Genomic DNA, 25,234 nt, shown 5'->3' on the forward strand with positions numbered 1-25,234 from the left:
TTGTAAGAATTAAAAAATATACAGGATCTATTAAAGACAAGATTGAAAAGCAATCCTAGTGTTCAAACTGCTCTAAAAATTAAAAAAAGACATGAATTTACATCATTCATGGAAATCAATTTTCAGCAAAAATAGTCTGGCCTTTTCCTTTTATATTCTTTTAAAATTTAAAATAGATCAAGGATTATGGATGCATTTTTCATCAAATATCTGATTTAAAAAAACGCATTAATCCAGTATATCAGTCAATTAAGCAATCCTACACTATTTATTTCTATTGTAAAATAGCTACATAATTCCCACTATATAAATTTTGGTATATTCAAAACAAACAATTTGATAAGTGCAAGCTTACATGTACTTTGATAGAAAATGAAAAAATTCTTTTTTAAGATCACTATATATTTGTCTTTGCATTTCCATTCTATTTCTAAATTCCACATGATTGTGAACTAACGATTGATTTAGAACTTCCTGCTGTTTTATACTGTGAGCAGCCATATTAGTCTCATGAACATTAATTTCATGTTGCAATTCATCTATCACCTGTGAGTGTAGGATAAATTGGTTTTGATAATGTTCTAGTTGGGCAAGGACCTCCATTTTAGTCCATCGTTTCACCAACTCTTCCAACTTATTTGTAAAAGATTTTAATTCATCCTCCCAAAATAATAGTTCACGACGCCACTGAATGTGCTCAAAATGCAAATCTGAGTTGTACAAAATTTCTGTTTCCATATCTTTTTAAGTTTTAGATTATTTTTTTTATTATATAAGCAATAGAATAGTATTTACAGCTACCTTATTAGAATACTAATACCATCCTATTCACATAGTGGATAAGATAAACTCTCTATTTAGATCTATTAATTTTTTTAATGTGTTAAGGATAGAGAGATCTCTTCAGCTGAAGCCATTGCAAAATATCTCCAAAAATTAGTTATTATAATCCTAAAAAACATCCTTTAGTAGCCCTTATAAGTATATCAAATAAAAGCCATTATTTTTTAGTAAACAGTTAATTATTTCACCTTAAGCTAGCTTTAAAAGTAATTATAACAAAGCCACTTTAAAATGACCTAGGTCATTTTAAAGCAAAAAAAATTAACGTTAATTTGCATAAAATCAATTCCTTGGGTAAAATAATAATAGATACAAAAAAATATTCAAAATAATTACACCTCTTGAAAAATAGCTAAGCCTTGTTTCTTGTTTGTATATCAAATTCTCACAATAGTAATAAATTCAAAATATTTTTTCCTCTCTAAAACTGAAAATACTAAAGTAATTTTTAATGTAGGAAAAGGATTTAGATTAGACATCACAAAAAATCCACATTCCTGGTCGATTATGAATTATGAAGTGTGTTTAAATTGGATCTTGGAGACACTTGATAAATAAAAAAACATCACCCAATCGCTAATTTGAGATAGTGGGGTTTTGGTGGAATTACCGTTTAGCAACACGTTTTAGCCAAGCCGAAAAATCTCAGCTTCGTCATTTACAAATTGGACATTCTAACAAAAATTAGAGACAAACTCAAAGAGGAATTGTTCTAAAATGAATTGTTCAAAATTTTAAATCTTCTAATAAAAGGTTCGAATTCCTTACCGTCAAATTCAATAAAAAAATAAAGTAAATTAGAGGGCGATGATGAGTTCGAACCTTCGTGCCTATCGAATTAAAATTATATTAAAGAAACATTAAAATAATTTATAAGTAAATACAAGATTTTATACTTTTGCATCAACCACTGGATTAATGTGTTCTTATAAATTTAGTACTTCAAAGTCAACAAAGCCATATTTTACTTGAAATTTAATAAAGGTTTGTTTGTTGTTATTGAGGTGTTTATTTGTTCAGAATAGTACCTTATTTGTACCTCGACATCTTTAAACCCCAATAAAAACTGGGCTGCTAATTTCTGTATTGGAAATAAGAAAAGTTTTATTTATTTTTCATCACTTTACGGTTTTACGTAATAATTTCAACTAAAAAATATCTAAATTAGCAACTGTTATACTTGATGCTATCTCTTTATAAAATAGATTTTTTATAGAGAGGAATTACATCACACTCTAGGCTAATAAAAATATTCTTGAAAAACGAAAAACATACTCGCAAAGAAATAATTGACAAACGGCTGCAAGCTGCAGGATGGAATGTTAATGATGCTACTCAAGTACTTGAAGAGTTTGACATTGCAGTACCATTAGCTGAAGGTGTAAATGAAGCTCGTACAAAATATGAAGGCCATCAATTTAGTGATTATGTTTTATTGGGTAAAGATGGAAAACCGCTTGCTGTAGTCGAAGCTAAAAAATCATTGGTTGATGCTAATATTGGTAAAGAACAAGCCAAACAGTACTGTCAAAATATTCAAAATGAAAAAGGTGGCGAACTCCCCTTTTGCTTTTTCACCAACGGTCATGACATTTACTTTTGGGATTTAGGCAACTATCCTCCTAAGAAGGTTCATGGATTTCCTACTCTTGATGATTTAGAACGATACCAATACATTCGAAAAGCCAGAAAAGCATTAGCAAGCGAATTAATCAATACCGCTATTGCGGGTCGTGATTATCAAATTGCTGCTATCCGATCTGTAATGGAAGCTATTGAAAAACGCAAAAAGAAATTTCTACTCGTCATGGCTACTGGAACTGGAAAAACCAGAACCTGCATTGCCTTGGTAGATGCTTTGATGCGGGCAGGATGGGCTGAACGGGTGTTATTTTTGGTAGATCGAATTGCTTTGAGAGATCAAACTTTAGACGCATTCAAAGAGCATTTGCCCAATGAGCCAAGATGGCCTAAGATTGGCGAAAAATCCATTGCAAAAGACAGACGAATCTACGTTTCTACCTATCCCACAATGTTGAATGTAATCAGGGATGAAGAAAACTCTTTGAGTCCGCATTTTTTTGATTTGATTGTAGTTGACGAAAGCCACCGCAGTATTTACAATACCTATGGCGAAATATTAGATTATTTTAATACTATAACGCTGGGCTTAACCGCAACTCCAACAGATGTTATAGACCACAATACTTTTAAACTTTTTGAATGTGAAGAAGGCGTGCCTACTTTTGCCTATTCCTATGAAGAAGCTGTAAATAACATCCCTCCCTATTTGAGTAATTTTCAGGTAATGAAAATTAAAACCAAATTTCAGGAAGAGGGAATTAGTAAAAGAACCATCACTTTAGAAGATCAAAAAAACTTGATTCTCGAAGGAAAAGAAGTGGCTGAAATTAATTATGAAGGAACTGATATAGAAAAATCCGTGACCAACAAAGGCACCAATGCTTTGATTGTTCGGGAGTTTATGGAAGAATGTATTAAAGATCCCAGTGGCGTTTTGCCAGGTAAAACCATTTTCTTTTGTACAACTATCAAACATGCGCGTAGAATGGAAGAATTGTTCGATGCCTTTTATCCAGAATATCATGGTGAACTAGCCAAAGTTTTGGTAAGTGACGATCCACGTGTGTATGGAAAAAGTGGTTTGTTGAGTCAATTTACTCATAACGATATGCCACGCATTGCTATTAGTGTAGGCATGCTAGATACTGGCGTAGATGTGCGGGAGTTGGTCAATCTTGTTTTTGCCAAACCTGTCTATTCTTATACTCGTTTTTGGCAAATGATTGGGCGTGGTACTCGCCTACTTGAACCTACCAAAATGAAACCTTGGTGTACTAAAAAAGATAATTTCTTGATATTGGATTGTTGGGATAATTTTGAATATTTCAAAATCAATCCTCGTGGCAAAGAATTAAGTTCTTCGATCCCGTTGCCTGTTCGTTTGTTTGGCATTCGCTTGGATAAAATAGAAAAAGCACAAGAACTTTTAAACGATACCATTGTACGTAATGAAATAGCCAAATTGCGCCAACAAATTGCTTCATTACCCAAAAATTCTATTGTAATTCTGGATGCCCAGTCGGAATTGCAACGTTTGGAAGACGATAATTTTTGGAACCTTCTAACCGATGATAAACTGGATTTTTTAAGAATGGTAGTCAAACCATTAATGCGAACTATTTCGGATGTTGACTTTAAAGCCATGCGTTTTGAAAAAGATATTCTTGAAGCTTCATTAGCGCAACTCAATCAAGAAGCAGATAAGTTTGAAGCTTTAAAAGAAAGTATTGTCGAAGAAATTAGCGAATTGCCTTTGACCGTTAGCCTAATTACCAAAGAAGCGACTTTAATTAGAAAAGCACAAACCAATAACTTTTGGGCAACCGTAACCGAAGAGCAATTTGACGAATTGATTGAAAAAGTAGCGCCCTTAATGAAGTTCAAAGAAGCCATCATGCCACTAGGCACGGCCAAATTCAATTTTAAAGACGAAGTTTATGCCAAAGAATATGTAGAATTTGGCCCGCAGCACGAAGCCTTGAGCATTGCCAAATACCGCGAATTGGTAGAACAAACCGTTATCGAGTTGGTTTCTCAAAATCCGATTTTGCAAAAACTAAAACAAGGCGAAGAGATCACTGCTGATGAAGCTGCTGCTCTTGCCGAAGTTCTGCATGACGAACACCCACACATTACGGTCGATTTGTTGCGAAGAGTCTATTCGCATAGAAAAGCACAATTGGTACAATTCATCAAACACATTTTAGGTATTCAAGAATTAGAGTCGTTTCCTGAGACGGTTTCCAATGCTTTTTCAGAATTTGTTAAGGCGCACAGTTACCTTAGTGCAAGACAATTGCAATTTTTAGATTTGCTCAAAAAATTTATTTTAGAAAAAGGTGCACTCAACAAACGCAATTTGATAGAATCGCCTTTTACGATGTTGCATCCCGAAGGAATTCGTGGCGTGTTTAAACCTAGCGAAATAGAAGAAATATTGAAATTGACCGAAAAATTACTAGCGGCATAAACAGCATTACTATGGCAAAAAAAACCACACTTACCGTACAGAATCTATCCATTTCTATACTAAAAATCGGGAAAGAGGATTATATTTCTTTAACTGATATTGCTCGCAATAAAAATGCGGCAGAGCCCAAAGATGTGGTTAAAAACTGGATGCGTTCGCGTGCAACGATTGAGTTTCTAGGACTTTGGGAACAATTATACAACCCTGATTTTAAAGGGGTCGAATTCGACCCCTTACTATTTGAAGCAGGAAGCAACAGTTTTACCCTTTCGCCTTCAAAATGGATTGAAACAACCAATGCAAAAGGAATCATTTCTAAATCAGGATATAATGGTGGGACTTTTGCCCACAAAGACATTGCTTTTGAATTTGCATCATGGGTAAATGCGGGTTTCAAACTTTACCTTATCAAAGAATTTCAACGATTGAAAGACGATGAAAACGACCGCCTACAACTCGAATGGAATTTGCAACGCACTTTGTCCAAAATAAATTATAAAATTCATACCGATGCTATTAAAGAAAATTTAATTCCGAAGGAACTTCACAAAAACCAAATTACCTTTGTCTACGCCAATGAAGCCGATTTGCTTAACGTAGCCTTGTTTGGGATTACCGCCAAAGAATGGCGCGAAACCAACCCAAATGCCGAAGGAAACATCAGAGACCAAGCCACAATAGAGCAACTGGTGGTACTTTCTAATATGGAAAGCATCAATTCGGTTTTGATTCATCAAGGTTTAGACCAACAAGAACGCTTGTTGCAATTGAACAAAATGGCCATTTCGCAAATGAATTCCCTATTGGGCAATAAAAACATACAAAAACTTAAATAATACCATGTTACAAAACAACTCTGCTTTAAAATCACTTATAGACCGCCTTTGGAACAACTTCTGGAGTGGTGGTATCAGTAACCCGCTTACCGCCATCGAACAAATTACCTATTTGCTTTTTATGAAACAAATGGACGACCTCGAAGCCAAACGCGAGCGTGATGCCGAATTTACTGGAGAACCCTACACCTCAAAATTTGTGGGTATGTACAAAGTACCGGGTAGCAACGAGGAAGTAGACAAACAAGATTTGCGTTGGCGCAACTTCAAGCGCATGCCTGCCGAAGCCATGTTGTTGCATGTGCAAACCAAAGTTTTTCCTTTTTTGAAAGCCTTTGAAGGCGGTTCTAAGTTTACCCACGCCATGGCCAATGCGGTTTTTATTATGCCAAAGCCTTCCTTATTGGTAGAAGCCATAAAAATCATTGAAGAGATTTTTGTCGAAATAGAAAAAGATGCCGTAGATGGCGGTCATGCTTTTCAAGACATACAAGGTGATGTGTATGAGATGCTCTTGGGCGCTATTGCCAGTGCCGGCAAAAACGGACAGTTTAGAACACCCCGCCACATTATTAAACTAATGAATGATTTGGTACAACCCCAATTAGGACAGCGCATTGCCGATCCTGCTTGTGGTACGGCCGGTTTCCTTTTGGGTGCTTACCAATACATTTTGACCGACTTGGTCAAAAGAGAAAACCCAGCCGCTTTGCAAGCCGACGAAGATGGTTTTATGCGTGCCACAGTCTCTGCAACTTTAAACGAAGATTTAAAACACATTGTAGAAGACTCCCTATTTGGTTATGATATTGACACCACCATGGTGCGTTTGGGATTAATGAACCTGATGATGCACGGCATAGACCAACCCAATATTGATTACAAAGACACCCTAAGCAAATCCTATAACGAAGATGCACAATTTGATATTATTCTTGCCAACCCACCCTTTACGGGAAATATTGACAAAGGCGACATAAACGAAAGTTTACAACTAGGCACTACCAAAACCGAATTGCTCTTTATAGAACGCATCTACACCATGCTAAAAATGGGAGGAACAGCCGCCGTTGTTGTACCTCAAGGCGTATTGTTTGGTAGCGGAAAAGCCTTTGTAGAAGCCCGAAAAATTATGGTAGAAAAAAGCGAACTAAAAGCCGTGATTACCATGCCAAGCGGGGTTTTTAAACCCTATGCAGGTGTGAGTACCGCCATATTATTGTTTACCAAAGGAAGCGAAACCGAAAATGTATGGTTTTATGAAATGCAAAACGACGGTTACACCCTAGACGACAAACGCAACAAAATTGACAAAAGCGACTTACAAGATATCATTGCACAATACCACAACAGACCTACAAAAGCTAGTACCGAAGCCGAAAGAGAAGGATTTCACTTTGCCATACCCAAACAAGAAATTATAGACAATGGCTATGATTTGAGCTTAAGCAAATACAAAAAAGAAGTGTACGAAGAAGTAAGCTACGAAAATCCCAAAGTTATTTTTGAGAAATTAGAAATGATTGAAGCTACTATATTGAAAGGGATTAGTGAACTTAAAGAATTAGTGTAATGAATCAAGAACGATTAGGTAATATCGCAACATTCATTAATGGAGCAGCTTTTAAACCCGAGGATTGGAATGATGAAGGATTAAGAATTATTCGTATCCAAAATTTAACAAATCCTAACAAACCATATAATAGAACATTAAGAAAAGTTGATGATAAATATATCGTAAAAAAGGGAGATGTTTTAGTTTCATGGTCAGCAACCATTGATGTATTTATATGGGAGAATGAAGAAGATGCTTTATTAAACCAACATATATTCAAAGTAGTTTTTGACTTTAGTAAAGTAGAAAAACGATATTTTATTTTCGCATTGAAGCAAACAATTGATGAATTGACCAAATTTGCACATGGTTCTACAATGAAACATGTTGTCAAAAAAGATTTTGACAATCACAAAATATTTTTACCACCATTACCAGACCAAATCCGTATTGCAGAAATACTAAGTCAAGCCGAAAACTTAATCACACAACGCAAAGAAAGTATTTTGCTTTTGGATGAATTGTTGAAGAGTACTTTTTTAGAGATGTTTGGGGATCCTGCTTTAAATGAAAAGAGATGGAAGATTGAAATTATACAAAACTTAGTATTTAAACCTTCAATGAATGGACATTATGTACCTAAAGAACAATACTTACCAAATGGTACAGAAATGGTACATATGTCAGATCTATTTTATAATATTGTTCCTAGAGGTAAGTTAAAAAGAGTTTTAATTCCAGAAAAAGAAATAGAAAAATATTCTATCACAGAATTTGACTTACTTATAGCGAGGCGTTCATTAACATTTGAAGGTGCTGCAAAAGCGTGTCTTATTCCTAAATCTGATGAACCATTAGTGTTTGAATCTTCAATGATTAAACTTAGTCCTGATTTGACAAAAATACTTCCGATATATCTATTTTATTACTTAAATAATGATAGGGCAAAATCAAATTATATTTTAAAACATATTACTAAATCAACAATTTCAGGAATTAATCAATCAAACTTAAATAAAGTAGAAGTTATTCTACCACCACTAAAACTCCAAAACAAATTTGCTTCAATAGTAGAAAAAGTAGAAACCTTGAAAACTAAATATCAAGCCAGTTTGAAAGAATTAGAGAATATGTATGGGCTTTTGAGCCAGAAGGCGTTTAAGGGGGAATTGAAGGTTAAAATAGAAAATGTATAGGTATGGAAATACAAAAAAAACATACTTTTTCGTATAATGAAAATTCATTAAGAAAGGTAGAGAATTTATTGGCTCGATTAAAACATTCGGTTTTACCAACGAAAATAATTCGTTGGTTGGAAAACTTTGATGAAGACGAGGTTGACTTGGCTATTGATTTATTGAGTGTTTACGAGTATATTCCTTTTAATGAACTTATGTTCCGACTTAATGATTTGTTATATGAACTTTATAAAAGTATTCCAAAGGGAGATAAAATAATAATATTTCCCTATGGGAAAGTTGGTAAAAGCGGAACTTTAGTGACTTATCCATTAAAAAATACAAACGCCTTTAAAAAAAGAGAAAATGATATCCTTTTGACACATGATTACAAATATGTAACGGATCCTGGATCATACAATCATATTGTTTTTCTAGATGATTTTATTGGTAGTGGTAAAACATTTTGCAAAGAATTTTCAAAACCTAATGATATCCAACAGTGGTTAACTGATAATAATATTGAAAACATATATATACTCTCTTCCATAATAATGGTTGAAGGAAAAAAACACATCTTGGATCGTTACCCTCAAGTAAAAATTATTTCTGAAGAAAGGAATAAAATTTTTGAACCAACATTGTCTCCTCTTAATATTTTGGGAAATTTAAGTGATATTGAAAAAACAACACTAAAACATGGCGAAAATTTAAAAGTAGGTCCTTACCCTTATGTTTTTCCTTACGGATTTGATAATAGTCAATCTTTAATTTCTTATTTTCATTGTACGCCAAACAATACATTATCAATAATATGGGGGAAAAACAGGAATTGGACTCCATTGTTTCCTAGAATGGCGAACATTAGAATGAGAGAAGCACGTGAATTCAAACAAGACATAGCGTTTTACATAGGAATATGTAACCGATTGAAAATTGATTTATATTCTGGCAAATCAATTATAGAAAAGAAGGATGATAAATTTATTAGAAAAATAAAATACAACTCAAAACTAGATCATTCTGTAATAGCTTTATTGACGTTAATAAATGAGAGACATGATATTGTAATTATTTGTCATCTACTTGGATTAACTAGAACAGAATTAAAAAAAATTTATAATAAAGCAAAGCAATTAGGTTTTTTAAATGTTCAATACAACATAAGTAATAGAGGAATTCAATTTTTGAAAGAATTAAAAAGAAAAACTCAAAAAGAAAATTTCAGAAAAGAAACAAAAGAAAATTTAGAAGTAAAAGATGTCTTATATTTACCCACAATGTTCAATGGACTGACATAGTTTTTTGTTAGCAAATAACCCTTATAAGGTTTTCTCGGTGTAGTTCATCGAGAACTAATAAAGCTACTTGATAGCATATATCAATGTTATCAATATTATGATTCAGCCATCAATAAATCTAGGTCATCTAGATTCCTTGTTGCCTAAACCATATTTTTAAGAATATTATTTAGCATTCAAAAAAAGAGTAACAATTTATTATGTCATTTCCATTTGAACAATTTATTACACAAGCTAAAGAGCAAAATAAATCACAAGAATTTATTGATACTTGTGTATCTTATGCAAAAAAATTAGAAGAAAAAGAATTTCCTGTTATTTTTTCCTTAGAACATCTAGCAATACAAATAGGTATTCAATCAGATTATCTCAGAAACTTGATTGGAGATGGAAAGAGAGGTCTTATTTATGAATATGAGCATAAATATCAAAGGTATAACTATTTCAAGCTAAAAAAAAGAGACGGTAAATTCAGGGAGATAATGGTGCCTGCTAAAGATTTAAAATACATCCAGAAATGGATTTTAGTAAACATATTAAGTAAATATGTTTTAGCAGATAGTTGTAAAGGCTTTAGAAAAGGCATTTCTATTAAAGATAATGCAAAGGTTCATGAAAATTCTGAAATTATTTTGAAAGTAGATTTGTTAAAATTTTATGATACCATAACTGAAAAAAGAGCTTATACCGTTTTTAAATCATTAGGTTATGTTAGTAATTTAGCATTCTCATTTGCAAAAATAACTACAGCAAAACATCGTGATAGTTATTGGAAAGATTTCGATGAAAACTCAAGAGAAATTCTAAAAGAATTAGTAGATAATAAACCGCCTATATTACCGCAAGGAGCTCCGACCAGTCCAACCATTTCCAATATTTTAGCTACTAAATTGGATTATCGATTTGAAGCTTTGGCAAGTAAACTAAATTTTAGGTATACTAGATATGCTGATGATTTAACTTTTTCTATTGAAAAAAAAGGAAAATTACCCTCTTTAAAATTGATCACTAAAATTATTGATGACGAAGGTTTTTTTATTAATAGTAAGAAAACGAAATACATGAAAAAAGGTTGTAAACAATATGTAACCGGACTAACAACAACTAATGGAACAAACGTATCTAAAGAGTACAGAAAGACAATAACCGAGCATATTTATTATTGTAGAAAATATGGGGTAAATAGTCATTTAAAAAGAAGGCAAAAAGAGTTTCCAGAATACAATAATATCAAATTTCATAACTGGCTTTATGGCCACATGTGTTTCATCAAATCTATAAACGAAAAAGCGAGCAAAAAAATGCTTGAAGACTTTAATAAAATAAACTGGTACGTTTAAATAATTTAAATTATGGTTACAATTTATAAGAGATATTTTGAATTAGCAAAAATGTGTAAATCTGTTTATGGAAGTCCCGTTAGACAAGATCTCTTGTCGTACAACGGTAAAAAAATGTCAGGACAAAAGATTGTTCACGGTTCTTATGGTAGAGGTTTTTGCAGACTATTTTGGAATGATGAAACATTAGTAATTGCTTTTAGAGGGACAAGAGAAAGTGTAGATTGGTGGGTTTCAAATCTTAAAATGCTTCCTGTTTTACTAAAAAACTGTGATACAAATTCAAAAAAAATAAATGTTCATCAGGGGTTTCAAAGGACACTTTATTATACAGATAAGACAACAAAACTTAATAGTTTTGATGCAGTAATAAAACACATAAATGACTTAAATTTATTTACAAATAGAAAAATAGTTATTACAGGACATTCGCTTGGAGGTGCATTAGCCACTTTATTTTCAGTGAAATTAAGAGCTAAAATGCCAAATGTAGTTGAAAATCAATTACAAGAAATTGTTCTTTTTGGATCACCAGCTGTAGGTTTAAGAAAATTTAAAGCATTCTATGATGAACTAAATAAAAAAACGGTGCGAATTATCAATGGCTCTGATGTTGTTCCTTTTACTCCGCCGATATTTTATCACCACATTGGTCAAGAACTGTGGATCAGAAAAAATGAAATAAAAGATAATAAAAGTTGGATTCCAAGATTATTTTATGCCTTAAAATTACCTATGAAAAATTTTATAAATGACCATGGCATGAAGAGTTATATGGAAAATTTAAAAATGTTAGATGAAAACAATAAATGAAAATATATAAACTAGGTTGTATTTGGGGAAAAGGAGCTCCAAACTTTTATGAAATGATTAAAAGTAAAAATATTTCTTTAAGTCATAGTAGTGATTGCAACCCTAAAAATAAATCAATAATACTAATAGCTAATGGACATACTGTAAAAGCTATTACAATACTTCTAGAAGATTGTCAGCCAGTCACTAATAACCTTGAATTAAAAGATTCATTTGATGATTATAGAATTAGTTATAATAATGAAACACTTTATGCGAAATCTAAATGGATTGAGCTTAAACCAGAAGACTATTTTTTGTTTAAAACCCAAGATGGTATATGCCAAATCCACAAACAAGAAATTCATCAAATTACAAAATCTCTCATATCAAAGTATATGCTAAACGAAAATTTAAATCAACAAATTGAATTACTAAACTACAAAAAACAAATCATTCTTCAAGGTCCTCCAGGGACGGGTAAGACTAGATTAGCGAAAGAAATAGCAGAATCTTTTGCAATACCTAGCAAAAAAATTGACATTCAATATTTTAAAAAAATAGTCTTAGCATTAAAAAACTTCAAATCAAAAATCAATGAAAACAGCATTGCTATTGAATCGGTTAAAGATGAAATGATTTATTTTGAAGGTACTAAATCTGTTCCTAAATATAACTTTTCCGTTAATGAACTTTATGATTGCTATAGTAATAAAGATTACTTGGAGACCAATTTTGTAAATTATCCACATTACGCCAAGCGATCATTAGTTTGGTATATTATCGATGGATTCTATACATCAATAATGGATGATCAATGTAATTTGATTCAGTTTCACCCAAGTTATACCTACGAAGATTTTGTAAGAGGAATTGTTTCTGTACCTAATGAAGACGGAGAAGGCGTTGTATTTAAAACCGAAAACAAAATACTTGCTGAGTTTGCTGAGAAAGCCCTAAAAAACAAACTAAATAGTCAAAAAGAAGCTATTACATTATCAAAAGAAAAATGGCTGAACGCACAATTTGAAAAATTTATTGATTTCATCTCAGATGAGTTAGAAAAAAATAGAAAAATTGCATTAACGGAAGCTGTTTTAATTGTAGGATTAGATACAGATGCCTTTAGATACAATGGGAAAAATGAATGGACTGCAAAGGGAACACGAATGCTTTTTAAGGATATTAAGCAAGCTTTTTTAGATAATAACACAATTAGACAGGAGCTGAAACTCAATCAAAATGTTTCACGCTCAGCTTATTGGGATGCTACCTACTTCCTCAAGGCAGTTGAATTATTCAGGAAATTTTTGACTGATCAGCAAATAACATTTGTAGCTGATACCACTGAAAATGAACCATTAAAAAATTATGTTTTAATTATTGACGAAATCAACAGAGCTAATTTACCTTCAGTTTTAGGGGAGTTAATCTATGCTTTAGAGTATAGAAACGAACCTGTAGAAAGTATGTATGAGTATGAAGGAAAAAGAGAAATTGTTTTACCTGATAACCTTTACATCATAGGTACTATGAACACAGCCGACAGGAGTGTGGGACATATTGATTATGCTATTAAAAGACGTTTTGCATTTGTGGATGTATTGCCAGAAATAGAACCTGTACATCCGTTAATTAGAGAAACTTTTATAAAAGTATCAAGCTTATTCGTTAAAGGTTTTGATGGTTCAAGTATTCCCCAAATAATTGAAACATCAGATTCATTAGCTTCTGATTTTAGACCAGAAGATATTTGGATTGGGCACAGTTACTTTATTTGCAAAAAAGAAAACAGTAATGATGATCAAGAGGATGAAATAGCAAAACTAATCCTAAACATGAAATTAAAGTACGAGATTATCCCTTTGCTTAAAGAATATATTAAAGATGGAATTTTGAACGAAACAGAACATTTAAAAACAGTAATGAATGAGCTTATTTCTACAAACTTCTAAAAGTAAACATTTTGTAGAACATCATCACTGCTACTTTGAAGATGTTGCCACTGAATTTGATGTTCCTAACTTACCACAACCCATTTTATTTTTACAAAATGAAAAGGCAGTGTGTTTTGAAATTAATGCTCGTACAAGAAGAATACAAACGAGTTATTTTATAGGCGTCGATTGGATTATTGAAAAGGAAAAAGCGATCTATGTAGAGCCAAAACTCAATAAAAACGCCACAGAACAAACGGATTATCTCAAAATGTTATTTTCGGCCTTAAAACATCCAGAAGTTGCCAAACATACTGAGGATTTATTCGAAATAAAATGGGATAAAACCCCCATAGCCATCACTCCTGAACAAGATTTATTGAGTCCGTTGTTGGTGGTTCAATATTTACGTTTGGTTAAAGAAATCGTTCGTAAGGGTTTGAAAAAATCGTATTATAAGGTAGAGAACGATTTGTATGCAAAGGTGAAAGGCAAAGTTATGGTTAGTCAAACCATTAAGCAAAACCTAGTCAAAAACAAACCACTCCACACCTATTGCAGTTATGATGAATTTGGATTAAATAGTTTGGAAAACAGATTACTAAAGAAAGCTTTGGTTTTTATTCAGCGGTATTTACCTACGATTAAAAACCTTCAGAACGAAAAGTACACCACAGAAATATTCAATTACATTAATCCCGCTTTTGAATTTGTCTCTGATGAAGTAAATCACCATGAGGTAAAACAGACTAAAACGAATGTTTTTTATAAAGAATACGATGAGGCGATACGTTTGGCTAAATTAATATTGAAACGCTTTGGTTACAACATTAGCAACACCCAACAAAAAACAATCCAGACACCACCCTTTTGGATCGACATGAGTAAATTGTTTGAGTTGTATGTCTTGGGTTTATTAAAAGACGCTTATGGAAGTCATGTGCTCTATGGCAGAAAAGAAGCCAAACTTAATTATGGCTTACCCGATTATCTGATTACAAAAGAAGGAATAAAATGTATTGCCGATGCAAAATATAAGCCTTTGTACAATAAATCAGGTAATTATGATATAGAAAACATTCGGCAATTAAGTGGTTACGCCAGGGATGAAGGAGTATTCAAGAAATTAGATATAGATGCAACTGAAATTATTGACTGCGTACTAATTTATCCGTTACCGATAGAAAGCAACTCCTCAGTTGAATTCAAAATTGATTTGGAGCAGGCTGAAGACTTAGGCACTTTTGTTAAGTTTAAAAAAATAGGTGTTTCAATACCAACAATACATAAAACTTGAGAATCTACAGTCATAGAAAAAAAACTAAAAACAAAAATCCAATGAAAACCCTACTCCTCCTATTTCTATTCCTTTCGCTACAAGCATTTAGTCAAGAAATCAGTGCGGGAAAAATGTATGGCAGTTGGAAAGTTCAAAAAAATTGGACGCCAAAATCAGATCCCAAAATAAAAGATATAATTGCTGGTTTCGATGATGCTACGTTTACGTTTTACGAAAATGACAATTTTGTGCTTCAATCAAAAAATACCTCTCAGATATTTTTAATGACCTTGAATATGCTTAAAAATGCCAAATGGAAATTCGATCAAAAGAGACAAATGATTAAGCTCGGAAATGAAAAGGATTATTTTTCGATTATGGGAATTGGAATTAAAGAGAAAGAAGGCAAAATTTTTTTCCTTATCAATGAAACTCCTATTGCGTTAGAAATGATACAAAATTAGCATACAAAATTAAAAAAAAATATTTTACCACATAAAAAATATATGATTTTAGAAAAATACCAAATACATAGCAAAAAACAAGAAAGAGGATATTCCACAACTGCAATAGTACAAGATGAAGAGGAAAATCTTTTTTTTGCAAAATGGATAAAAGGAATTGAGCAAAACTCTCAAGCTGGTAAAATTTTATTCGATAAACTGAGAAATATTAAAAAGGCAACTCATACAAGTTTAGCAAAAATAATTGAATATGATTGGGATCAAACAGAACAAGCCTATTGCATTATTTTTGAATATAAAGAAGCGGATACATTAGAAAATAGTGTTCATAATATTAAGCCTGCTTCATTTATAAAAGGAATAGAAAATAGCATCGCTTGTTTAAAAAAATTGCTTCAAAATTTCAGAATCACACATGGAGACTTAAATCCAGCCAATATATTAGTGGACGAAAACTTAGACTTTTATTTAATCGATTTTGGTATTGCTGATATTTGTACAACATTGAGTCAGGAAAAAGAACTAGAAATTTTTGCAAAAGATTTTGCAGCTCCTGAAAAATGGGATAGAACCATACCAAAGGGCTTTCCATATCAATCGGATATTTATTCGATAGGAAAAATTGTTGAATGGTATTTTGAAAAAAATGAATTACCTGAACATGAAACAATTAAAGATGTTATAGACAAATGCTGTGTTCAAGCTCCTGAAGAACGTATTAATTATACTAATTTAAAAGAAGAAATTAGTAAGTCCTTATTCAATAGTTCATTTGAAAAATCCAATGCAATTGAAGTTAAAGGAGATTTTACGAATGAACTAATTAAGGAATTAAATGGAAGCGAAAATGGCAAATGGCTTCCGAAAATTAATGTCAGACCAAATTCAAAAGATAATTTTTTGTTAGATATTTATACTGAAAGCTACTATTTGCATTGCCTTTGGATAGTTAATGAAAAGCATTTAGTAATTAGAAATTTTAGTAAAAAAGATATCTTAGATCAAAAACAGATATACGCAGAAACTTTTGCTAAAAAAATTGGAGAACCCGTTAAATTTGATTCCTATAGTTATACAACTTATAATTTAACTCCTTTTTTAAAAAAACAACAAATTGCAAAAAACAGTGAAAGCAGCTACAAGAAGGGAAAACAAGAAACAAATAAAGAATTAAAGTTCTATAAAGACCTACTAAACAAAGAATTGGAAGTACTGGAACAAAACTCTCTAAGGTTATCTTTCTTAAGTTTTGATAAGAAAAGTGATTACGAAGTTTGGTTTAAAATTGACGAAAATGAAAAATATTCTAACAAAGGATTAATTTTTAATCATATCGACCAATCGCTACCGCCACGTCCAGAAGAATTTGAATATATTATTAGCGAAACAGCCGATAAAAAGCAAATAAGAAAACCACTAAAATTTTCGGGTATTGCTTTTGATTTTGACTCCAAAAGCCGAATTATAAAATTCAAAGATTGTGAACGTCTATCATTTGAAGAAATACCTAAAAAAGGGTATTTGTTTCAAAACATCAGTAAACAGGAAGAAGAAAAAAAACGACAATTAGAAGCTATCAAAAAGGTTGAATTTAATGATGTACAAAATAGAGACTTGATGCATTATTTATTTAATTCTGCTGAATTGAAAAGCAAATACTTAGATATTTATGAACTAAAGGATGTTTATCAAACAGATGAAAATGACATTCCTTTTGAATATAGCGCTAATCAACAACGTGCTGTAATTAATGCATTAAATAGAGAACCATTAACAATCATTCAAGGACCTCCTGGAACCGGAAAGACCACAGTTATTACTGAAATTGTTCTTCAAATATTGAATAAAAAGCCCAATGCTAAAATTTTAATTACCTCTCAAACTAATGATGCGGTAGATAATGTATTGGATAATTTACTCGAAAAAGACATACCGTTTGTTCGTTTAAGTGGAGTTAGACAACCTAAACCAAGTTTAGCAAAACACACATTAGAGCAAAAAATTGAGGGCTGGAAAGAAAAAACTAGAAAAAGAACTAAAGAAAATTGGAAACCAATTAAAGAAAAGTTTTTAGATGTAGTCAAAGATTTAAATAGTAATTTGTTACCCGTTGTAGAGATTCTTTCCTCTAATAAAAACTGGGAGTTTAAAGTTAATAACTTAAAAAAAGAAGTAACTGCTCATACTAAAAGAAGTTTTATACTTGATTTTTTGAAATCAGAATCAGAACTAATTATACAATTATCTGAGAGAACAGGCATTGACTTTGAAGAATATTTTGAAAAACAACGTATCTATAAAGAATGGCTCAATACAATTAGTTCTTTAGATGAAAGTAGTAACTTAAATCAAAAGTTAATTGACAGTATTCGTGTTATTGGAGCAACAACTAATCACATTGCTTCAAAAAAATATGCTAAGTATAATTTTGAGTTTGATTATGTGATTATGGATGAAAGTGGTAAAGCCACAACTGCCGAATCATTAATACCTCTTGTGTTAGCACACAAAGCTATACTAGTAGGTGATCATAGGCAATTAAGACCAATGCTTACAAGCACAAGAGAAGTGGAAAAATGGTTAAGAGGAAACTTTAAAAAAGAGGACGACTTTGATAGTTGGGATGACTATTTTAATAGACCTAGTTTATTTGAACAAATAATAACTTCAATTGATGAAGATTTTAAAAGTCAATTGGAGGTGTGCAGACGAAGTTCAATTGATCAAGTTTTATTAACTTCAAAATGCTTTTATGAACCTTATGGTGACCAAGCAATTCAGCCAGTTGATAGACCTCAAGGAAAAGAGCATAATTTAAATTTGAAAGTAAATAGTTCTATTATTTTTTTAAATATTGGAAATGATTATAAAAGTGAAATAAATGGTAATGGTTCCTCTAAAAATAAAATAAGTGCCAACCTAATTCCAGAGGTTCTTATGAAGCTAGATCAGTACCCTCTGGTGAAAAATTATTCCATTGGAATTATTACAGGTTATTCTGCTCAAGTAAATGAAATAAAAAACGTGCTTAGAAAAAACTTGGATTACAGAAAATGTACCAACTTAAAACAAGAAAACATTACTTCATCTGTTGTTGATAAATTTCAAGGTTTAGAAAAAGACATCATTATTTTTGATTTAGTGAGAAGCAGACAAAATACTTTAGGCTTTTTAGCAAATGCAAATCGTATTAATGTGGCGCTTTCACGTCAAAAGAAATTATTGATTATAATTGGAAATTACGATTGGTTAATGTCGGCAGAAGCTCCACAACTAAAAGAAGAAATACCTGCTTTAAAGCGATATTTAAAAGAAATAAAAAAAGACTGGATTGTTAATACTATAGAACAAATTTTCTAATGGATTTAAAAGATATATTTAAAAAACTGGAGGAACAGTGCCCAAGTAATTACCGAATTAATGAAATCATACTTATAGCTTATCCTTATAGAAGAATAAAAATTAATGCTACTGTTAATAAATCTCCAGAAGAATCAATTAAACAAGTTTATACCGTTTTTATTAAAGCAATTAAATCCGGTTTAAATACCGAAGAGGAATTATCACATTTCTTAGGATTGGATCAAGATGATTTCATCCTGAAAGAACTTTATTTTCTTAGAGAAAGAGGTTATTTAGATTTGATATCCGGCAAATGGTTAGTTACAGTAATTGGTAACGATTTTGTTAAAGACAATAACATTCTTAAAATTCTTTCAGAGGAAGAATTTGAATTTTATATAGATGCCTATACCGATGAAGTATTAATTAATGATTTTGATCTGTTAAGTAATGGTACAACTCTAAACAAACTCGAAGCAAAAAACAATTATCCTATTAAAAGTCCAGATTTATTATTAAATAAAAGTGAGCAACTTGCTGATATTTATAAAAAAGCAAAATCTGGAAAGGCTTATTTAGTTGATTATAATGCGAACGAAATTAAATTTGATAAAAAAGAATATAACGATTACTATCTAATTGAATATATTCCAACACGTGAAAAAGAAGATGAATTAGAGCCAAGAGTAGAAATTCGTAATAGAAATAAAGAACTTTCATTAAATAAAAAACTAACACAAATTATTTCGGAACAATACCCAAATATTATATACCAATATTCAGAATCAGAGCGTTCAGTTATTGCTAAAATTGAAAAAGAAGATAAAGACAGTAGCCCATTATTTGATAGATTGCCATTAATCGAAAGCAAAAATAAAATACAAACCCTATCAATTTGGGAAACAAAAGCAAAATTTATTGAAGCGATACAAAATGTTAATCAAAAGCTATTAATTGAAAGCCCTTGGATTAAAAGAGCTACTCTAAATTATATATCAGAAATTGAAGCTGCTCTAAAAAGAAATATTAAAATAATGGTTTTATATGGTATTGGAGGTACTGATGAGCATGATAGAAATGCATTAAAAGAAATGGAACGATTAGAGCAATCTTACAGCATCTTTAAACTAATCCATTTACCAACACATTTTGCAAAAGCAGGAAATACCAAAATGGTGGGTTCACACAGAAAGCTAGTAATAAAAGACAATGATTATTACATTCATGGAAGTTTTAATTTTTTATCCTTTAATAAAATAGAAGGTCAAAAAGTAGCTAATGAAGAAGCTTTGCTCATAAGTACTGATGTTACAACTAAATGGGGAAAAGTCTTAAATGAATATAATATAAAAGAACCTACATTTTTATAAAATGTGGTCAGTAGATTACAATCATTTGTTAGACTTTAATATTTGTATTAATAAATTGTCATTTAAGAACGATTTATACACACCTACTCTACTTTCCAATAAATTCAAATATTTTTCCTTCATTTCTTCAGTAAGAAAAGAAATTTCAAGCAATTCCTTCCATTTCGGAGTTGCTTTTTTTATTAAATTTTTTTTTTTGGAGACTCTCTACGAAATCAAACCGGACTATTTTTACTGTTATCTCGGTAATTTATATTCAAACTATATTTAAATGCATATAATTTAATTCTAAAAATCTATTTTATATTTAATTACATATAATATGTATTTTTTAACTATTTTTATATCCAAAAGCATATAACATGGATTCAATTGCAAATTTTGTTAAAACAAGACGTAAACAAGCTAATCTTACTCAAGAAGAGTTTGCTATGAAAGCAGGTGTAGCTTTAACAGTCATTCGAAAAATAGAACAAGGCAAAGAGAACTTAAGCTTGTCTAAAGTGAATCACGTTTTAAGAATGTTTGGTCATAAAGTAGGTCCGATAATCGAAAAGTAAGATGAGATAAGTCATAATAAAATATAACAATCAAAGAGCAGGTGTATTAAGCGAACAAGATAGTGGAGAATATAAATTTGTTTACGATATTGAATATTGTACAAATCATCCCGACGATTTTATTACTTTTAATATGCCCGTGCGCACACAAGTCTATACAAGCAAGTATTTATTTCCTTTTTTTGATGGGTTAATTCCTGAAGGTTGGCTGTTGAATATAGATTCAGAAAGTTGGAAAATTAATAAAAATGACCGAATGGGACTGTTATTGGCTTGTTGCCAAAATAGTATTGGTGCGGTAAGTGTTCATCCTTTAATTCAAAGTGAAAATGCGTAGGTGTTTGTATTGCTATCAGCAACTTCAAGATGATAATAACGACCATTATCATGCAAAATGTAATAAAGCATTTTATGGAACAAGCAAAGCTCCAAGTCTTCCCTATCGACTAGAAGATATGGCTAAACTCGCAAAAGAGGCCATTGAACTATCCATAACTGTTCCTGGTGTACAGCCAAAATTATCATTAAGTTTAATACAATCAAACTTAGAAGATGGACAAACAGGACGTTTAACAATAATGGATGATCTTGATGGAAATTATATTTTAAAACCACAAAATCAGTTGTATGAGCAAATGCCTGAGAACGAGCATTTATCTATGAAATTAGCCGAATTATTCAATATTAACGTAGTTCCTCATAATTTGATTCCCTTGGCTTCGGGCGAATTGTGCTATATAACAAAGCGTATTGACCGACCCGCTCCCAATGCTAAAATCCATATAATTGATTTACTGCAAATACTAGAACTTGAAGACAAATATAAAGGAACAATGGAAATGGTAGGCAAAACAATAGGAGAATTATCTGCAAATACTTTGCTAGACAAATTACGTTTTTTTGAATTGGCAGTTTTTAATTATATCATTGGAAATAATGATATGCACTTGAAAAATTTCTCCATGTGGCATCCAAATTTAAGCTGGGAATTATCACCTGCCTATGATCTATAAATGTAAAAATGATAATGCCAAAGGATGATGAAGATACAGCCTTATTGTTTGGAGGAAAAAAGAAAAATTTTAATAAAAAATATTTTGATCGATTTGGAGCTAATTTAGAATTAAATGACAAACAAGTTAACTTTGTTTACAAGAGATTAGATAAATGGCTTCTAAAAGCAAGTGAACTCATTCAACTATCTTTTTTAAATGATGATAAAAAGGCCAGTTACACTGCATTAATCGAGAAAAGGACACAACTATTTCTTTCCGAATAAAAAATATAATTTATTTTTATAAGCGCTAATTAACACAAAAACAGTAAAAGAACTACAGCTGCTGTACATCTCTACTCTTGTAATCCCTTTAAAAATAGCGTTTAATACTAATTGCATCGGGAAGTAAAACCCATTTTTTTAAATTGATTGCAAAACACACAAAAACCCTTGAAAATAAAGGGTTTTTGTGTGTTATTACTTTATGAATTGGACAGTATGCAAATGTTTCTTTACAATTAAGTTTTAATATAGTTTTACTTAGTTCACAACCTACTTTAATAATGTTTGATATTGCTATTATCTAATCTGACAAAATACTTAATTCTAATTTTAGTCATTTTTTTAAACCTTTTGTGGTTAGATGTATTAAGCTTTTTTCAGTTTTGAGGTCCCGTGTAAGTTGGTAGCTTTGTTCAGGTAATTGTATTTTACTTTTTGAATATCTTCCTCTTTGCGTTTGTTATTTAATAATTCTTTCAGTACAATTAGCGATAAATTTTCAGTGACATGCTCTTCTGGTTTTGAACGCAAAGAATTTTTGCCTTTAGAAGTATATGTTTCGATTAATAAGCGAGCTGAAAGATAGCAAATTGTTGATTCGGCGCCTTGATTTAGATTTACATTTTTTTCTTCTAAACCATCATAGCAGCCACCTGTGATCGGGTTATACATAATATGATTTAGATGATTGTCGCCTAAAAACCAATCAAATACCTGTTTCATGTATTTTTTATATTGTGGATTTCCCAAAGTTTTGTAAAATAGGTCTAATGCATGCATCATGTAACTAGCTTCAATAGGTTGTTCTCCATATTGATGCGGAACTGCGCCTTTACAATACCATCCATTATTACTGATAATTTTAAATTTGCCATCCACAAACATTTTTGAAATTAAAAATTCCATAGATTCTACCGCAAATTCTTTCGAACTTTCCTTTCCTGTCATTTGAGATGAAAGTAATAATGCTTCAGGCAAAATGCTATTAGCATAGGTTAATTTATCTTCAAACCAGTTCCAAGTTAATGTCTTAGTTTTCATATATATGTTTTCTAATCTCTCTGTTAGGACTTCGACTAATTGTAGTACTCTTGATGATGGTACTGAATTATACATGTAGTACAATCCCTTTATTGCAAATGCCATTGCTCGAGGCGAACTCAATTGATCTACGCTCAAAAGTGCTTTTTCTAAACACATATTAGCTTTATAAATTGAAGTAGCGACTGAATTTTCATTTCTTAAAGTTTGTATGTAACCCAACGCCCAGATTGCTCTACCATTTGAATCTTCAAGATTTTCATCTTCGTTTCTTGGTTCTACAACTTTATATTGATCTACATAGTTGATAAATTTCCCATTTACTAATTGGCATCTTTCTATGAAGTTTACATAAGTATCAATATAAGCAATGTCTGATCGGTCAGCAGTTAGTTTAAAATGGTTGCACATACTAATTAAAGCTCTTGCGTTATCATCTAAGGTATATCCTGTTGTTAAATCAGGTTCAGAAATTTTACAAAATTGAATCATGCCAATGTTTGTAGTCATGGCTCTTTGATGGTCCATTTTTATTTCTGGGTACGTCATTTTGTTTTGTTTCAAGTCTGGAGCAATTTCTTGATATACTTTAATATGTTTGATTGCGGTGTTTTCCCAAGAAGTTTGCGTTGTTTTTGCGTAAGCGTTTAAAGCCATATGAGTTCTTAAATCAGCATCACCTAGTAATTTTAAAGTAGCTTCAGCAAATTGATCTTCATTTTGAATATCAGCTAAAATCCCAATATCAGATGTTAAACTCTCCAAAGTATGAGGAATTTTACTTGCCACAATAGGACAAGAACAGCTCATTGCATAAGAGAAGGTTCCGCTAACTGCTTGATTAGGATCTTTAGAGGTGAATAAGTAAACATCAGTCGCTTTTAAATAATCTAATAGTTGATCTACTTCTAAATATTCATTTACAAAGCGCACATTATTTTCTAATTTTAGGTCTTTAACAATGGCCTCCAGCGAATTTCTATATACATCTAGATTATCTACAATAGTATTGGGATGCGTTTTACCTAAAACTAGATACAGCACATTTGGAAATTTAGCAATAATTTTAGGCAATGCTTTTAATCCTGTTTCAATGCTTTTCCCCTCTCCTAGTAAGCCGAAAGTTGATAAGATCAATCGGTTTTCTAATTGTAATTTCTTTTTAGCTTCTTCTGTACTTTCATAATCAACTAGATGTGTTCCGTGTGGTACAAAAGCGATGTATTTTTCATCGATTCCGTAATCATCCATTAAAATATTTTTTGACTTATTAGTCATCACAAAAAGTGCTTGTGAATAGCTACACAATAATTTAACGATTGCTTTTAATTTGTCATTTGGATTAGGGATAACACTATGAAAAGTGTAAGCTATTGGCTTATTTAACTCATCTAAAAAGTCTAATAAATAATCCCCATAATGACCACCAAACAATCCAAACTCATGCTGAATGTGAACTAACTTTACATCCGCATCTTTATTTATTTCAGTTGCTACTCTTTTATAAGCCGCTTTATCCTTTGACGGTATGTGGTAAGCAGAATCTGGAGCCGCATCACCTTTGAATGTTATTTCGCAAATTTCGCAACTGATACTTTTATTGTAAGATTTATTAATTGCATTAACTGTATCTTCAGTAAATGTAGCAATGCCACATTGTGTAGGTGGATAAGTAGAAAGAAATACTATTTTTGATTTATTTGTTAAAGTGCTCATCTTTATGTGTTTTTATATTTTTTATAGATTATTCTTGTAGCTAAACCAAGTCTTAACTAATTCAATAGCAATTAAAAAACAGTATGTTACTTGCTGTTATTAATACTTTCTACCCAGTTGGTATTATTTTTTGAACTGTTGTGTGCTGGGAAAATTCTTTTTCATCTTTATGCTCATCCTTATCTTAATCTGCAGATTGCTGCTGTAAGGTTTGTATTGAAAGATCAACATCAGCAACTTCTCTTGATATTTTTAGAATACTTAATTAAGGTTGTGATGTAACTCAAAATTATAGCTAAAGCAAACATTATTGTTTATAGTATTTTCCCTATTTATTATAATATTTC

The 25,234-nt window shown here is 31.4% G+C and carries 18 protein-coding genes; 16 read left to right on the plus strand and 2 right to left on the minus strand.

Going from position 1 to position 25,234, the window contains the following annotated elements:
* Window positions 1–351 precede the first annotated feature (351 nt).
* Window positions 352–738, minus strand: a complete 387-nt coding sequence (locus ACEN2K_RS12175) for a hypothetical protein (RefSeq protein WP_441759602.1) — start codon at window positions 736–738, stop codon at window positions 352–354.
* Window positions 739–2,098: 1,360 nt separating this feature from the next.
* On the opposite strand from ACEN2K_RS12175, the gene ACEN2K_RS12180 reads away from it, so the two are divergent.
* The 16 genes from ACEN2K_RS12180 (at window position 2,099) to ACEN2K_RS12255 (ending at window position 22,130) form a co-directional block, all read left to right on the plus strand.
* The gene (locus tag ACEN2K_RS12180; RefSeq protein ID WP_441759603.1) at window positions 2,099–4,897 is read left to right on the plus strand and encodes a type I restriction endonuclease subunit R; all 2,799 of its coding nucleotides are present in this window, start codon (window positions 2,099–2,101) and stop codon (window positions 4,895–4,897) included.
* A gap of 11 nt (window positions 4,898–4,908) precedes the next feature.
* Window positions 4,909–5,733 (plus strand): KilA-N domain-containing protein, encoded by an 825-nt coding sequence (locus ACEN2K_RS12185; RefSeq protein WP_441759604.1) that lies wholly within the window; start codon window positions 4,909–4,911, stop codon window positions 5,731–5,733.
* Window positions 5,734–5,737: 4 nt separating this feature from the next.
* Window positions 5,738–7,306, plus strand: a complete 1,569-nt coding sequence (locus tag ACEN2K_RS12190; RefSeq protein ID WP_441759605.1) for a type I restriction-modification system subunit M — start codon at window positions 5,738–5,740, stop codon at window positions 7,304–7,306.
* Window positions 7,306–8,484 (plus strand): restriction endonuclease subunit S, encoded by a 1,179-nt coding sequence (locus ACEN2K_RS12195; protein WP_441759606.1) that lies wholly within the window; start codon window positions 7,306–7,308, stop codon window positions 8,482–8,484. The genes ACEN2K_RS12190 and ACEN2K_RS12195 overlap by 1 nt, the downstream gene beginning before the upstream one ends.
* 2 nt (window positions 8,485–8,486) lie before the next feature.
* Complete coding sequence (locus ACEN2K_RS12200; RefSeq protein WP_441759607.1) at window positions 8,487–9,767, plus strand: phosphoribosyltransferase-like protein; 1,281 nt, start codon at window positions 8,487–8,489, stop codon at window positions 9,765–9,767.
* 200 nt (window positions 9,768–9,967) lie between these two features.
* Entirely contained in the window at window positions 9,968–11,107 is a 1,140-nt protein-coding gene (locus ACEN2K_RS12205) for a reverse transcriptase family protein (RefSeq protein ID WP_441759608.1), read from the plus strand.
* A gap of 12 nt (window positions 11,108–11,119) precedes the next feature.
* Entirely contained in the window at window positions 11,120–11,920 is an 801-nt protein-coding gene (locus ACEN2K_RS12210; RefSeq protein WP_441759609.1) for a lipase family protein, read from the plus strand.
* Window positions 11,917–13,854, plus strand: a complete 1,938-nt coding sequence (locus ACEN2K_RS12215; protein WP_441759610.1) for an AAA family ATPase — start codon at window positions 11,917–11,919, stop codon at window positions 13,852–13,854. Before ACEN2K_RS12210 ends, ACEN2K_RS12215 begins: the two co-directional genes overlap by 4 nt.
* Window positions 13,829–15,133, plus strand: a complete 1,305-nt coding sequence (locus ACEN2K_RS12220; protein WP_441759611.1) for a 5-methylcytosine restriction system specificity protein McrC — start codon at window positions 13,829–13,831, stop codon at window positions 15,131–15,133. The genes ACEN2K_RS12215 and ACEN2K_RS12220 overlap by 26 nt, the downstream gene beginning before the upstream one ends.
* Before the next feature lie 41 nt (window positions 15,134–15,174).
* Entirely contained in the window at window positions 15,175–15,579 is a 405-nt protein-coding gene (locus ACEN2K_RS12225; protein WP_441759612.1) for a hypothetical protein, read from the plus strand.
* A gap of 42 nt (window positions 15,580–15,621) precedes the next feature.
* On the plus strand, window positions 15,622–18,939 hold the full coding sequence (locus ACEN2K_RS12230) for an AAA domain-containing protein (protein WP_441759613.1): 3,318 nt from the start codon (window positions 15,622–15,624) through the stop codon (window positions 18,937–18,939).
* Window positions 18,939–20,291, plus strand: a complete 1,353-nt coding sequence (locus ACEN2K_RS12235) for a hypothetical protein (RefSeq protein WP_441759614.1) — start codon at window positions 18,939–18,941, stop codon at window positions 20,289–20,291. The genes ACEN2K_RS12230 and ACEN2K_RS12235 overlap by 1 nt, the downstream gene beginning before the upstream one ends.
* A gap of 362 nt (window positions 20,292–20,653) precedes the next feature.
* A complete protein-coding gene (locus tag ACEN2K_RS12240; RefSeq protein WP_441759615.1) occupies window positions 20,654–20,851 on the plus strand; it encodes a helix-turn-helix domain-containing protein in 198 nt (65 codons plus the stop codon).
* Window positions 20,852–20,867: 16 nt separating this feature from the next.
* Entirely contained in the window at window positions 20,868–21,188 is a 321-nt protein-coding gene (locus ACEN2K_RS12245; protein WP_441759712.1) for a HipA N-terminal domain-containing protein, read from the plus strand.
* On the plus strand, window positions 21,181–21,864 hold the full coding sequence (locus ACEN2K_RS12250; protein ID WP_441759616.1) for a HipA domain-containing protein: 684 nt from the start codon (window positions 21,181–21,183) through the stop codon (window positions 21,862–21,864). The genes ACEN2K_RS12245 and ACEN2K_RS12250 overlap by 8 nt, the downstream gene beginning before the upstream one ends.
* Before the next feature lie 8 nt (window positions 21,865–21,872).
* Entirely contained in the window at window positions 21,873–22,130 is a 258-nt protein-coding gene (locus ACEN2K_RS12255) for a hypothetical protein (RefSeq protein WP_441759617.1), read from the plus strand.
* 366 nt (window positions 22,131–22,496) lie between these two features.
* On the opposite strand, the gene ACEN2K_RS12260 is transcribed toward ACEN2K_RS12255, so the two are convergent.
* Window positions 22,497–24,887 carry a glycosyltransferase gene (locus tag ACEN2K_RS12260; RefSeq protein ID WP_441759618.1) on the minus strand — a complete coding sequence of 797 codons (2,391 nt, stop codon included), beginning with the start codon at window positions 24,885–24,887 and terminating at the stop codon, window positions 22,497–22,499.
* Between the last annotated feature and the right edge of the window lie 347 nt (window positions 24,888–25,234).

This window comes from Flavobacterium sp. W21_SRS_FM3 (genome assembly GCF_052113625.1).
Classification (GTDB): domain Bacteria; phylum Bacteroidota; class Bacteroidia; order Flavobacteriales; family Flavobacteriaceae; genus Flavobacterium.